7 protein-coding genes are annotated in these 14,258 nt (G+C 70.0%); 4 read left to right on the plus strand and 3 right to left on the minus strand.

Annotated elements, in window-relative coordinates:
- On the plus strand, positions 1 to 299 hold a 299-nt coding region (locus ACWCPW_RS33105; RefSeq protein ID WP_449765249.1), incomplete at its 5' end, for a hypothetical protein.
- Positions 300 to 530: 231 nt separating this feature from the next.
- Here ACWCPW_RS33105 and ACWCPW_RS33110 read toward each other — a convergent pair.
- Together ACWCPW_RS33110 and ACWCPW_RS33115 are read right to left on the minus strand one after the other, a co-directional pair.
- Complete coding sequence (locus ACWCPW_RS33110) at positions 531 to 5,204, minus strand: DUF4082 domain-containing protein (RefSeq protein WP_449765250.1); 4,674 nt, start codon at positions 5,202 to 5,204, stop codon at positions 531 to 533.
- Between the two features lie 295 nt (positions 5,205 to 5,499).
- Positions 5,500 to 8,691, minus strand: a complete 3,192-nt coding sequence (locus tag ACWCPW_RS33115; protein WP_449765251.1) for a DUF4082 domain-containing protein — start codon at positions 8,689 to 8,691, stop codon at positions 5,500 to 5,502.
- Positions 8,692 to 8,962: 271 nt separating this feature from the next.
- On the opposite strand from ACWCPW_RS33115, the gene ACWCPW_RS33120 reads away from it, so the two are divergent.
- Entirely contained in the window at positions 8,963 to 9,898 is a 936-nt protein-coding gene (locus tag ACWCPW_RS33120) for an NAD-dependent epimerase/dehydratase family protein (RefSeq protein WP_449765252.1), read from the plus strand.
- Here ACWCPW_RS33120 and ACWCPW_RS33125 read toward each other — a convergent pair.
- Complete coding sequence (locus tag ACWCPW_RS33125) at positions 9,891 to 10,514, minus strand: NeuD/PglB/VioB family sugar acetyltransferase (protein WP_449765253.1); 624 nt, start codon at positions 10,512 to 10,514, stop codon at positions 9,891 to 9,893. The genes ACWCPW_RS33120 and ACWCPW_RS33125 overlap by 8 nt on opposite strands.
- Positions 10,515 to 10,612: 98 nt before the next feature.
- Here ACWCPW_RS33125 and ACWCPW_RS33130 point away from each other — a divergent pair, with 98 nt between their 5' ends.
- Positions 10,613 to 11,668, plus strand: a complete 1,056-nt coding sequence (locus ACWCPW_RS33130; RefSeq protein ID WP_449765254.1) for an O-antigen ligase family protein — start codon at positions 10,613 to 10,615, stop codon at positions 11,666 to 11,668.
- Positions 11,669 to 12,220: 552 nt separating this feature from the next.
- Positions 12,221 to 14,227, plus strand: a complete 2,007-nt coding sequence (locus tag ACWCPW_RS33135) for a hypothetical protein (RefSeq protein ID WP_449765255.1) — start codon at positions 12,221 to 12,223, stop codon at positions 14,225 to 14,227.
- The last annotated feature ends 31 nt before the right edge of the window (positions 14,228 to 14,258 follow it).

The following is a 14,258-nucleotide window of genomic DNA, read 5'->3' on the forward strand; positions in this document are numbered from 1 at the left end:
CGCTGTTGAGTTCTCAAGGAACGGACGCTTCCTTCGGTGCGGAATCAACCGCGCCCTCCGGGCGTTTAACGTTCAAGGTGTTTCAGTTTTTCGTGCTGTTCTTCGTGTTTCGCTTTCGCGTTTCCAGCTTAGCACACCGTTTCGGCGGCTTCGCTTTCCTCGTTTTCGGCGTCCACCGCGTTTCCGCGTTTTCCGCTTCCCGGACTCTAGCAGATCTTCCGACCCGCTTTTCATCCGTTGCTTCGCGCTTTCGGCCTTCGAAACTTTCGTCTCCCCGGCTTCCGGCTCTTCGAGCTTAGCAGTCCTTCCGGCCTGCTTCGCCCACCGCTTCGGGCATCGGGAATTCACATTCTCCGAGGCATTTGGCGGCGCCCGCAGACTTTAGCGGAGCGCATTCCCGATCGCCTAATCGGTGATCATGGATTTGCTCGCCTCCCGGGCGGACTTCGCAACAGTACACGGCCGGGCCCGGAGCTCCAAATCGCTCCGGGCCCGGCCGCTGGTACCACCCCTGCGGGTTCAGTCGAGGGTCAACGCCCCTTCCCCGTCACGGGGTTCGGGCCCGGCACCGTGTTCGGTCCCGCCTCGGTCACCGGCGGCGTGGTCGTGACCTTGCCGTCGTGGGTGAAGCCGATGCCCTTGAGCGTGGGCAATGCGCGCCCGTCGCCGGTGAGCTCCACCTTGTATTGCAGGAAACGCGATGCGGTCCCCACGGTGTCTCCCGGTCGGGACAGGTCCTTCCATGCGGTCCAGCTCGCGTCCGGAACCGCCGTCGTCCCGGTCCGCACCGATACCCGCAATGTCGTGCCCTTGGGGATCTCGGCCTGCCAGTCGCCGGTCAGCCACGTCACCATCAGGCCGGCGTCCAAGGCCTTCGACACATACGTGCCGGTCGGGGCCTTGTCCAGGGTGAGGGCGTCCGGGCGGTCGCCGCTCACCGCTCCCCCCGAGACCGTGCCGTTGGTGAAGTCGAACGCGCCCGTCTCGGCGACACCCGGCCTCGGCATCACCAGACGCGCGGTGTCCTTCTTCCTACCGCTGCCGCCCGACCAGGTGCCCTCGTTCCCGGCCGCGTCGACGCCCGCGAGGCGGAACGCGTACGTGCTGCCGGCGCCGAGGTGGCCGAGCTTGGCGTGGTGCTCGGTGGTGGACTGCTTCCGGTCCGCGTACACCGGTCGGACCGAATTCGGGTTGTCGCCCAGCAGGACCGAGGTGGTCGTGGGCTTGTCCGTCTTCCAGGTCAGGTCGGCGCTGCCGTCGGGCCAGGTCTTGACCGAGACGTCGCTGATCACCGGCGCCTTGCGGTCGGCCTTGGGTGTGCGGAACTCCGCGGGCTTCGCGTTCGGGGCGGGCCAGACCGTGCGCTCGCCCTTCACGTTCTCCGAGGTGAGCCGGTAGTAGTAGGTGGTGTCGGGCTTGAGCGCGCCCAGGGCGACCTTGTGCTCGCCCGCGGTCTCCACGCTCTTGTGGGTGATCGGCATCTGGTCCGGCTTGGTGCCGAGCTGCATCTCCGTGGTCGCGGGCACGTCGGTCTTCCAGGTCAGCGTGCCCGAGCCGTCGGCGGCCGGGGCCGCCTTGGCCTCGGCGATCAGCGGCGCCACCGCGTTGGCGTAGGTCGCCGTGTACGCGCCGGAGGTCCCGTCGAAGACGGCGTACTCGATGCCCTTGACGGTGGTCTTCTGGAAGGTGACCGCGGAGCCGCCTCGGGAGAGGGCCGTGAGGGTGGTGCCGCCCGAGCCGGTGGTCGGCAACATCGTCATCAGGTTCGTCGCGGCCGCGTTCTGGTTGACCGTGAAGGTGACCGTGTTGCCGACCCGGTTGAGGCCGGTGATGGTGGACGCGTTCCGGGCGTCGGTCCAGTCCAGCAATTGTTTGGCGGAGACGATCGGGACGTTCTTCGCCTTGGCCGACGCGATCAGGGCCTGTTCGATGTCGAGCTGGCCCACGTTGCCGACCCCGCCGTTGGCGTTCGCCGAGTCCGTGTGGTTGTTCATCACGAACGCGCCGTAGAAGCCGTCGTTGTTGGCGCCGTTGACGAGCTGGTCGAACGTGTCCGGGTAGACCTGTTGGAATTCGTCGTTGATTTGGGTGGTGCCCTGGTAGATGTCGATCATCTGACCGCTCGGGTCGGTGAATCGCATCGGGAAGCCGGAACCGGTGAAGAATCCGGGGCTCGCCTTCATGAGCGGCCCGCCCCACGTGTTCTTCCAGTAATCCGGCATGTAGTAGTAGTTCGTGTCGAGCCGGATTCCCTTGGCCCGGGCGATCGAGGCGTTCGAGCTCCAGTCGGGCCAGGTCAGACAGTGCGTCCGGTTGGTGGTGGGCTTCAGCGGGGCGTAGCGGGTGAAGTCGTCGAGGCTGTTCTCGTACACCGCGCCGAGTCCGGCGTTGATGTCCGTCTGGGACGCGCCGGCGCGAAGCTGCGGGCAACTGCCGTTCTGGTCGACGTGTCGGGCGATCTCGAAGCCCTGTGCGGTCCAGTTCTGGACGTCGGACACCGAGGGCGCCTGGGTGCCCTGAGCTCCCGGGCCCCAGACGTAGATGGTGCCGCGCATGCACTTCCAGTTCCGTACCGCGGCGTCGCGCAGCGCGGCGATCGGGCTCGAGCAGGCCGGGTCGGAGCTGTTGTTGTTGTAGCGGGTGACCCTGCCCTGCATGTCGCTGAGGTTCTGGCCGTGGTTGTCGCCGGTGGAGACCATCACGACCTTGAGCAGGTCGGGTGCCGCGGTGGCGGCGTTGCCGGGCAGGTACCAGGTCCTCGGGATCGGGGCCTTGGCCCGGTTGCCGAGTTCGATCAGGTTGGCGAACAGGCGCTGCTGCTCGTCGGCCTGCGGGATCTGGACCCGGCTGAGGTCGATCCAGTCCGGGTAGAACATGTCGTCGGCGCGCATCAGCGGGCCGCCGCTGTCGGAGAAGTTGTCGTTCTCGACGCCGGCCTGGGCCGGGTTGCCCTGGCGGGTCTGCACGATCGAGCGGGCCAGGTCGTAGGTGAACGCGGACGCGGTGCCGCTGCCCACGGAGCGGGTGGTCACGGCGGGGCCGAGCGGGGTGGTGCCGGTGCGGGTGTACAGGTCCGCGACCCGGACCGTGCCGGTGCCGCCGGGGACCGTCCAGACGTCGGCGGGCCCGTGGTACTGCATGCTCTGCTGGCTGTAGATGCCGGCGCCGGCGGCGGTGCCGCTGTCCACCTTCATGTACTGGTTGGCCTGGAAGCCGCCGGAGGTGCCGAGGCCGAGCAGGCCGGCCAGGGCGGCGCGCGGGTGCATCGCGATCAGGTTGCCGCCGCCGTTGACCCAGGTGGTGAGGTCGGTGACCAGTTGTGCCGAGGGAGCGAAGTCGCCGAGGACGACGGTGGTGTATCCGCCGAGCACCGCGGCGTTGACCGCGCTCGCGTCCTTGACCGCGAACGAGTTGAGTCCCTCGCTGCGCAGGATCTCGGTGTAGTAGCAACTGAACGGGTTCGAGTCGGCCTTGATCACCAGGATGGGCCCGGTGTTGGGCGCGTCGCACGGCGGGGTGGGCGGGGCCTGGCCGGTGGTGAAGGTCCAGGTCGTGTCCGGCATCGCGTTGTCGGACTGGTCCTTGACGCCGCTCACGGTGAGTGTGTACGGCGTGCCGTAAGCGAGTTCGGCGTCCGGTTTGAGGGTGAGCTGAGTCGGCGTGGTCGGGTTGTCGAGTTCGAGTTCGGCGGGTACGGCCGTGCCGTTGCGCTTGAGGACGAAGCTCAGGCCGGTGGGCTTGAGCGGTTCGCTGAAGGTCACCGAGGGTTGCACGCCGGAGAGCACGCCGTTGGCGTTCGGCATCGGCGACTGGCCGGTGACCGCGGGGGCAACGGTGTCTTCGGCGTTGGTGCTGAAGACCACGTCCACCCAGTAGTTGCTGCCGTTCCAGCTGTCCGTCGGGTAGACGCTGCCCGCGTTGTACTTGTAGACGCCGTTGCCGCCGTCGACGCCGTCGGCCAGGGCGGTGATCAGCGAGTTGCCGACAGGCTGGGAGAACGAGCCGGTGTTGGCGGGGTAGTTGCCGTTGGGCGCGAAGTAGGACGCGACGTAGGTGACGCCGGCGTGCACGGTGATCGGGGTGGGCAGGTCGACGGTCTGCCAACCGCTGCCGGTGCGGCTGACGTTGGGCACGGTGGCCAGGCGGGTCTGGGTGTTCTTGTCCCACAGGCTGACCGCGTACGGGCCGGTGCTGCCGGTGAGCTTCCAGAACTTGATCGACTTGATCTGGCCGTCGGTGGTGGTGCGGAACTTGACGCCGACCTCGACGCTGTTGTTGTCGGTCTGGTTCGGCGTGTTCGGGCTGACCGGGCCGGTCCAGATGTTGGTCTCCACGGACTGGCTGCTGCCGGTGCCGGTGGTGAACGACCAGGACTTGGTGGCCATGGTGTTGCCGGCGGCGTCCTTGGCGCCGGTCACCGTGACGGTGTGGCCCGTGGATACGGCCAGTGGCGAGGAGGGCTGGAACGTCGCCGTGTTGCCGCTGTAGGTCGCGGTGCCGGTGACGGCCGGGCCGCCGGTCCGGTTGACCGCCCACTGGACGGTGGCGGGCTGTACGGGCTCGTTGAAGGTCACCGACAGCGGCGCGGCGGTGGCCACTCCGGTGGCGTTCGCGGCGGGGGTGGTCTGGGTGACCGTGGGCGGTGTGGTGTCGGCGCCGGGGACGAAGGAGACGTCCACCCAGTAGTTGCCGGCCTGGTAGGAGTCGGTCGGCATGCCGCCGCCGGGGTTGTAGGTGTAGACGCCGTTGCCCTGGTTGCCGTTGCTGGCGGGGGCGACGAGTTGTTCGACGGTGCGGTCCGACGCGAAGTAGTTGTCGGTGACCGTGTAGCGGCCGACCGGTGCCACGTAGGAGGCGATGTAGGTGTGTCCGGCGGTGACCGCGATGGGGCTCGTGAAGGCCGCGGTCTGCCAGCCGGACGCGGATTCCGCGATGAAGGTCACCGAGGTCGCGGTGCCGGTGGCGGTGTCCCAGATCCGGCCGGTGTGGGTGCCGGTGTTGCCGGCGTCCTTCCAGAACTTGATCTCGGTGATGGTGCCGTTGCTGTCGGGCTTGAAGCGCACGCCCAGTTCGACGGCCACCGCGTCGGTGTCGGTCACGGCACCGTTCGGGGTGGCGCCGGCGAACAGCGAGCACGGACTGCATGGCGCGGCTTGGGCCGCGGTGATCGGTGCGAACAGGGTGAACAGCAACGCACCGATCACGGCGAACGCGATGCTCGTCCACGTTCCTCTGCGTTGTCGGTGACCCGATCTGGTTCTGGCGCGGGCAGCCTTCATCGAGTTGGTGCTCCTCAATGGCATGACGGTCGGTTCGTGGTTCGGGGCGGACGGCGCGGGAGTCCGGGCCGCCGCGCTCGCCTTCGGGGCCGGCCGCCGGCGGATCGGTGCCGCCGGCGGCCGGCTCGCGGGGTGTGTGGTCGATGGTGGTGACTCGACCGGGTTCGGTGCCTGGTACCGGGTGTTCGGTGTTCGGGGTTGCCGCGACCGGCTGCCGTGGCTAGTTGGTGGTGAAGACGACGTCCACCCAGTAGTTGCTGTCGTTCCAGGTATCGGTCGGGAATCCGCTCGCGCCGTAGGCGTACACGCCGTTGCCGCCGACGGTGCCGGACGCGGCGGCCTTGACGGGTCCGGTGCCGGCCGCCGCGGTCAACCCGCCTTCCGTGGAGGAGTACCGGCCCACCGGGGCGAAGTACGACGCCACGTAGGTGGTGTTGGCGGCGATGACGACCGGTTGGGTGAAGTTCACCTGTTGCCATCCGGAGGCTGTCTCACTGCCGAAGACCGCGCTGGTGAGGAGGGTGCCCGTGCCGGACCAGATCGTTCCGGTGTGCGTGCCGGTGTTGCCGGCGCCCTTGTAGAACCGCAATCCGGTTACCTTCCCCAGGGTCGTACTGCTGAACTTGACGCCGAGTTCGATACCGGTGGTGTCGCTGTCCTGGAGCACGGCGGGCGTCGCGGTGGCGGGCCAGATCGTGCAGGACGGGTTGCAGGTGGGTGGCGGCGTGCTGCCCGCCGTGGTGAAGGACCATGTCTTGGCGGCCATCGTGGTGCCCTCGGCGGTTTGCGCGCCGGTGAGGGACACTGTGTACGTCGTGCCGGCGGCCAGGTCGACGGTCGGGTCGAAGGTCGCGACCCGGGTCGCGGCGTTGTAGCTCGCGGTGCCGGCGACGGTGCTGTTGTCCGCCTTGGTGACCGACCACACGATCGTCGCGGGCTGGACCGCGAGGTCGAAGGTCGCGGTGATGTTGCCGCCGGCCGGGGCGAGGGTCGCCCCGCTCGCCGGGACGGTCGCGGTGACCACCGGCGCGGGGCCGGTCGGTGTGGTGTTCGAGGTGGTGAACACCGGGTCGACCCAGAAGTTGCTGTCGTTCCAGGTCGAGGTCGGGAATCCGGTGCCGTAGCGGTAGACGCCGTTGCCGCCGGACGTGTTGCTCGCCGGTGCGGTCAGCGGACCGCGGATGTGCGCGTTGGTCAGGCCGCCCTGGTCGGCGGAGTACCTGCCGTTGGGCGCCTGGTACGACGCGATGTAGGTGGTTCCGGCGGTGACCGGCACGGGCTGGGCGAACGTCACCTGTTGCCAGCCGGACGCGGTTTCGCCGGTGAACGGCGCGGTGGCCAGGGCGCTGCCGGACGCGGACCACAGGGTCCCGGTGTGTGTGCCGGTGTTCTCGGCGTTCTTCCAGAACCGGATGCCGTTGATGAAACCGGCCCGGTCGGCCTGGAATTTGACGCCCAGTTCGGTGGCGGCGGTGTCCGGATCCGGCCCGGACGAGGGCTGGTCGGTCGGCGTCCACAGCGTGCACGGGCAGTTCACCGGCTGTGGTGGCCCGCCCAGGGTGACCGTGACGCCCGCGGAGGGGATCTCGGTGCGCGCGCTGTCGTCGGTGGCCCGGGTCTTGATGGTGATCGAGCCGCCGGCGCCGGTGGTGAAGACGTAGGTCCAGTTCTCCCGGCCGGTGGTGGCCGGGTGCCAGGTGGCGCCGTTGTCCACCGAGACCTCGACGCCGCCGACCTTGCCGCCGGTGTCGGTCGCGGTGCCGGTGACCGTCACGTTGGAATTGGCGGGCAGGCTGCCGCCGTTGGTCGGCGCGGTGATGGTCGAGGTGGGCCGGGTGGTGTCGGTGCTCGCCGTGGCCGCGACCATGCCGGCCATCAGCGTGCCGGGCTGCACGCCCATGTCGGCGAACAGGTTGATGGTGGCCTGCTGCATCGCGGTGTCCACGGTGCCGTTGGCGCCGACCCGGTACACGTCCAGGCCCCACGCCCATTGGATGGTGCCCGCGCCGAAGACGAGGGCGCCGCTGGGTGCGCGGTAGAGCGTCAGGCTGTGCTTCGAGCTGCCGTCGGCGTAGGTCGAACCCTGGTCCTGAATCACGGACATGCCGGACTTGACCGTGGTCGAGAGCCGGATCAGGCCCGCGGGCCGCGAGCCGTTGTCCAGATCGGAGTCCCATTCGTAGCCGAGGGTTCCGCTTCCGAGTGTGGTTTGTGCGGTGAGGCCGAGGGTGGCGAGGCGGGTGTTCCGCCACAGGCGGAGGCGGCCGTCCGCGCCGTTGGCGTTCATGTCGGTCGTACAGCAGTTGACCGTGAAGATGGTGCCGCTGAGGCTGTTCTCCGGTCGGCCGCCGTCACCGGGTGGTGAGAACCGCGGGTCGCGCCAGGTGCCGGTCCACATGGCCGGGCCGAGCGGGTCGATCGACTCGTTGGCGTGGGTGTCCTTGTACGAGACCAGGTTGCGGTGATCGGGGCCGTTGCCGTTGATCCCGCCGTTCTCCCAACGGGTCTTCCAGAAGATCTCGTTGCCGGAGAAGAAGGCGAGATTGACCCCCGCGTCGCGGGCCGCCTCGACATGGGCGCGTTGGGTGCCGGACCAGTACTCGTCGTGTCCCACCGAGAGGAAGACCTTGTGGTTCTTGATCAGTTGGCCACGTCGGTCGCTGTCCACGCCGGTCGTGTAGGTGACGTCGTAGCCGTTGCGTTCCAGAAAGCGCAGCATCGCGAACTCGGCGTTGAACAGCGAGTCGGCGGGATTGTCCGCACGGGTGGTGAAGGGTCGGTTGTAGCTGACCTTGTACGCCCGGCCCACCGGTTGCCCGGTGTACAGGTCGTTGCCGCCGTAGGCGTTGTACGCCTGCCAGGTGGTGTCGGAGGCCTGCATGAACATCGCCGAGTGCGACGCGTCGTTGCGGACCACGAACGGGATGTGGCTCGCGCCCGATGAGCCGTCGGTACGCGTGGGTTTGGCGATGTAGTAGCCGGACACCGCGTCCGCGGGCACGGTCCAGGACGCGGAGTCGGTCCAGTTGGAGCAGTCGATCAGCCCGGTCACCAGGTTGTCGGTGTCGCAGTCGGACTGTTGCCGCGGCGTGACCGCCGACGCCGGGATCGTGTAGACCTTGCGAGCGCCGTTGCCGTTGTACCAACCGAGTCGGTAGATGTCGATGCGGTAGGAGCTTGCGGACGTGTCGATCTTGAACTTGATCTGGCCACCGGCGTTGACGCTGATGTCGGTGGAGAAGCCTTGGATGGCGTTGCTGCCGGCACCGCTGATGTCCCATTCGGTGCGCGGGTTGCCGGTCTTGGTGTTCTCGCAGGCAACCGCGTTCGCAACGGGTGCGTCGCACGGCCCCGCGGCGGCCTCGGGTGTATTCGGTGCCGCGACGGTCAGCGCGAGGAGTAAAGCGAACAATGTCGGAATCGTCGCTCTGCGCAGCCGTGGTCTGGGCAATTTCATGAGTGTCCCCCACCCCGGTATCGGTGCCCGGGGCGGTGTCCCGGGTCCGAGATAGGGGAAAGTGTGGCGCACGTTCCGGCCTGTTGTCCGGGTTTTGCCCTCTCGTGAAGCGGGCCGTGGGTACAGTGCGGGAACCGGGGACGGGCCGGTCTCGGATCGGACTTGGGGGAGTTCGGAACACAGGCCCTGGCGGGGATGGTTCAGCACGATGGTCCGGGGGGACTTTGTGAAGGTAGTGATCACCGGCGGTGCCGGTTTCATCGGCTCGAATCTGGCCGCCGCGCTGCAGGGCCACGACGTCGTGCGCGACGTGCACGTGGTCGACGACCTTTCCACGGGGTCGCTCGCGAGCCTGGACGGCTTGAAGGTGACGTTCCATCAGGGGTCGATCCTGGAGCCGGAGTTGCTCGATCGCGCGTTCGCCGGCGCGGACGCGGTGGTGCACCTGGCGGCGTTGCCGTCGGTGCCGCGCTCGGTGGAGGCGCCACTGGCCAGCCATCACGCCAACGCGACGGGCACCCTGGAGGTGCTCGAGGCGGCACGGCGGGCGGGCGACATCCACGTGGTGGCCGCGTCCTCGTCGTCGGTGTACGGCGCGAATCGCGAGTTGCCCAAGCGCGAGGACATGCGCACCGCGCCGCTGAGTCCGTACGCGGTCAGCAAGTTGGCCACCGAGTCGTACCTGATCGCCTACGGCAACTGCTACGACCTGCCGGTGCTGCCGTTCCGCTTCTTCAACGTGTTCGGGCCCGGTCAGCCGGCCGATCACGCCTACGCGGCGGTGATTCCCCGGTTCGTGGACGCGGCGTTGGCGGGTCGGCCGCTTTCCGTGCAGGGCGACGGCGAACAGACGCGCGACTTCACCAACATCGGCAGCGTTTGCGCCGTGCTCATCGACGCGGTGTTGCGCCGGGTGGTCTCCGATATCCCGGTGAACCTGGCGTTCGGTTCGCGGACTTCGCTGAACGCGCTGATCGCCCTGTTGACGGAGGTGCTCGGGCATCCGGTGGAGGTCGAGCACGCGCCGCCTCGGCCGGGCGACGTGCGGGACTCGCAGGCGGACGGGTCGCGGCTGCGCGCGTTGTTCCCCACGGCCGAGCCGGTCGAACTGCGCGAGGGGCTCGCGCAGACGGTCGCGTGGTTCCGGTCCCGGCTCAACTGAGCCGGTCGGCGTCCTCGCGCGGGCGCAGCGGGCGGGCCGGCGAGCCCACCACGGTCGTGCCCGCCGGTACGTCGCGTGTGACCACGGCGCCCGCGCCGACGAAGGCGCCGGGGCCGACGGTCAGCCCTTGCAGGACCACGGCGTTGCTGCCGACGGTGGCGTCCTCGCCCAGGTGCACGTTGCCGGAGATGTTCGCGCCCGGGTACACGGTGCTGCGCGCGTCCAGCACCGCGTCGTGTCCGATGGTGGCGTTGTAGTGGACCTGCGCGTGCGGGCCCAGGGTGACGCTGCTGGAGACGTGCGCGTTGGCCTGGATCAGGCAGCCGGCGGCGATCGCGGTCTCCGGCGAGATGACCGCGCGCGGGTGTACGAGGGTGACCGCGTGCAGGCCGCGTTCGTCGAGCAGGCGGGTGAGTCGGGCGCGCGCGTCGGGCGCGGCGATGCCGACCAGGTACTCGCCGGCGTCGACGTCGGTCGGGCGCAGCACCGGCAGGCCGCGTACCTTCTCGCCGGCGCGGGCGTCGTCGAGGAACGCGGTGACGGTGAGCGTGGCGGCGAGCGCGGCGTCGAGGGCTTCGCGGCCGACGCCGCCGGCCCCGCAGATGTAGAGCGGCATGGGGACATCCTGGCATCGCCGGGCGGCCGGGATGGGGCGCCCGCGCACGCGGGCGCGGTACGGGTGGTCCGGATCCTCGAGCGGAAGCGGATTGTGCTGTGAGTACTGACCGGGAAGGCGATCATCGGGTCCGGGGTTCGGCGCGGTATCTGTCCCGATTGGACCTGCTGGGCACGGCCGTGGTCGCGGCGACCGCGATGTGGGCCCTGGTGGCGGCGGCGAATCGCGCCGGTGAGCCGGAGGCGTATCTCTTCGCGCTGTTGGCCGCGGTCGGGGGCTATGTGCTGGGGCGGGTGCTGGGCGCGCGTTCCGCGTTACTGGCGCCGGCGCTGGTGGCCGGCGGGGTGACGGCGCTGCTGGTGTTGTGGCCCGGCGCGTTGAGCGGGGACGCCACGGCGCCGCCGTTGGAGTACGGGAACGCCGACGGCGCGTTGGTGACGCAGGCGGTGGGCGCCGCGTGTCTGGCCGCGCTGGTCGCCGCGTCCGATCGGCGGCGGGGCGAAATCCTGGTATTGGCCGGGTTGTTGGTACTCGCGGCGTTCGCGACGCGTTCGGTGGCGGCGGCGGTCGGCGCGTTGGCCGTGCTGCTGACCGCGTTGTTGTCGGCGGCGGTGTATCGCAAGGGCACGGTCGTGGTGGTGTCGGCGGTGTGCGTGCTCGGAGTGGCCTCGGGCACCGTGGTGTTGGGGGTGCTCGGCAGCCGCACGGGCGGCCTGGAGGGTGCCGCGGAGACGGGTCTGACCGAGCGCCGGGTGCAACTGTGGTCCGACGCCGTACATCTGACGAAGAGCTACCCGCTGCGCGGGACCGGTCCGGGCATGTTCGTGACGAACAGTCCGACCGCGAGCGCGGACGCGGACGCGCGGTCGGCGCACTCGTTGTGGCTGCGCCAGGGCGCCGAGCAGGGGGCGCCCGGCGCGCTGTGCCTGGTCGCGCTGGTGGGGTGGATGTACGTCCGGCTGTGGCGTTCGCCGCAGCCGGTCGCGGTGGTCGTGGTGGGCACGGCGACGTTCACAGCGTTCGTGGTGCAGGCCTCGATGGACTATGTGGCCGAATTTCCGGTGGTGTTGGTGGCGGTCGGGCTGTTGGCCGGGGCGGCGACGGCGAGTCCGGATCCGGAATTGCGGGCGCGCTTGGAGCGCGGGGTGTCGTAGCGGGGCCGCACGACGGAGTTGCGGGGCAGGGTTGCGAGGGGTGTCGGGCCGGCACTTTCGGCCATATTGCACTCTTTGGGTGACTTGCTCTATCTGCACTGATTTGGGCTGGGTCGCGCGAGCGAAACCTCAGAAGATGCTCAGATCCGTGTCGCGCGGGCGACTCCGCGTCTATTTTGTGGAATCGCCGCAACACGGGCGCACATATTTCCCAGGCAAGGGGAATGTCACGTCGATTCGCAGGTTTGTCGATCCGCGTGCAGGATTGCCGGAATCCCGTTTCGAGTTCGTTGCGGGATTTTCCAGAGAATGAGGAAAGCGGGACGAGCGGTCCGGGGGGCCGCTGCCGCACAGGTGTGAACGAGCCCTGGGCATCTCGCTGTATGTGCAGGTCACAGCCCTTTCACCAGGTGGACGCAGGGCCGGTCGACCATGGGGTCGATGCGGTTCGCCGATGTCCTTCGCTACCCCCGAAACGGTGACGGATGCTTCCGGAAAGCCCTTTCCCGAATATCGTCTCAGGCCTTTCGAATACGCTGCGCGACTGCTTCAATGCTCACTGATCTCCGGGTGGCCTCGGTATCACCTGTTCTTCGGGAGGGCACGATCAGCAGCACAACGGCCGCGAATCCATTCGGCGCGGACTTCTGGAGTGGCAACCGGGGCATCACCTGGCTGGCTCTGCTCGAACTCGTGGTCCTTGTCGTGGTGTTGCTGCGGGTCCTGGCCCGTCGGGCCGGTCCGCGCGGGTTGTTCCGGGGGTTGTGGCAGCAGATCGTGGCCACGGGGCGGGCGTTCGCCGCGCCGTTCGTCGCCTGGCGACGGGATCGACGCGGGTTGGCCACCCTGACCCGCTACCTGGGTACGCCCGAGACGTTCGACCTCGCGACGCGCGCGGTGGCGCGGGCACGGTCGGCGGGCGTCGAGCCCTGGGCCGTGGTCCTGGCAGGCGAGCGGGTGTCGGTGCGGCTCGCCGCCGTCAAGTCCCCTGAGGTGAGGGGTCCTTGGTCGGCGAACCCGGCGGATCCCCTGCTGTGGTCGACCTCGGTGGCCGAACTGGGCGCGGCGGCACCGGATTCGGGGACGACGGGTTCGGGAGTACCGGGTGCGGGGGCGCCGGGTTCGGGAGTACTCGATGCCGGGGCGCCGGATGCGGAGGCGGCGCTGCCGGTCGTGGTCGGGTTGCTGGACTCGGGTGTCGTGCTGCTGGACCTGTCGGCGGTGGCTCCGGTGGTCGCGGTGACCGGGGATCCGGCCGCCGGTCGGGACCTGGGGCACGCGCTGACCGCGCAATTGGCGCGGCGGTTGCCGGCGGGTTCGGTCGGGGTGGCTCAGGGTGTACATCCGGGCTTCGCGGGCCGTACGCCGGGCGAGTTGTGCGCCGATCCCGCGGTGCGGGTCCTGGTCTGCGCGGAGCCCGAGCCGGAACTCGAGGGCGAGCTGGCGGCGTTCGCCCGGGTCCGGACGCGGCGGATGCTCGTGCTCGGGGACGTGCGGGGGCGTCGCCTGGTGCTGCGGCCGGACGCGTTCGGGGTCCTGCCCGCCGCGGACGGCCTGGGCCCGGTCGAGACAGCGGGTCTGGCCCGCGCGGTCGCGCGAGTGGTCCGCTCCGGTCACCTGACCCCCTCGCAGCCGCTCCCCCCGAGCCCGACGCCACCGAACCCGACGCCACCGAGCCCGGCTGCGGCCTTGTCGGGGGCGACCCTGCAGGGGGCGGCCGGCGCGGGTGGGACGAGCGGGGACGGGTCGGCTGCGGGTGGGCCTCCCGTGTCCCGCGGACCGGGCGTCCCCGGCGGATCCGCGTCGGCGGGGGCTGCCACGGCGTCCGGACCGCGCAGTGCCGGGGCGGGCAGGTCCGGCGGGTCGTCCGGCGCTGTGACCGGATCCGAGGCGGCTCCGGTCGCCGCGTCCGGGCCTGTGCCGGCGTCCGGGGCCGCGTCGGCGTCGGCGTCGGCGTCGGCGTCGGCGTCGGCGTCGGCGTCGGCGTCGGACGCAGCGTCCCAGGCAGGAGTTCCGAGCCCGACCCGATCCGGTGCTGCGACTTCGCCCACCCCGTCCGTGCCCGACTCCACCCGGCCGGCGGCCGTACCCGCTCCCGCGCCTACCGGCCCCACGGCACCGACACCCTCGGGATCCGCATCCCCGGGATCCGCATCCGCAGGAACCGCCCCCTCGGCTCCGGCCACCCCTCCTCGCCGATCGCCGGCGTTCGCCTCCGCACGCCACACCCAGGCTCCGACCGAAAACATCCCCGCTCCCCGAACCGACCCACCCCTCTCCGCCGACCCGACGGGCCCGGCAGCCCCGGCAGGCCCGGCAGCCCCGGCAGGCCCCATCACGCCCACCACCCCGCCCATCCCCGCCGAGCCACCCGCTCCCGTGCCCGCTCCCCCACGCGACCCGGCCGATCCCAACCGCACCGCCGACCCCGCCGACCCGGCCGACCCGGCCACGCCCGCCCACCCGGCCGCCCCGACCGACCCCGCCACCCCGCCCCACCCCGTAGTTCCCGCCCGGCCCGACCCGGAGCCCGTTCCCGGCCGGGGTGAGCGGTTGTGACCGCCGTCCGCGTTCCCTTGGAGGCGATCGC

It is taken from the genome of Embleya sp. NPDC001921, assembly GCF_053594475.1.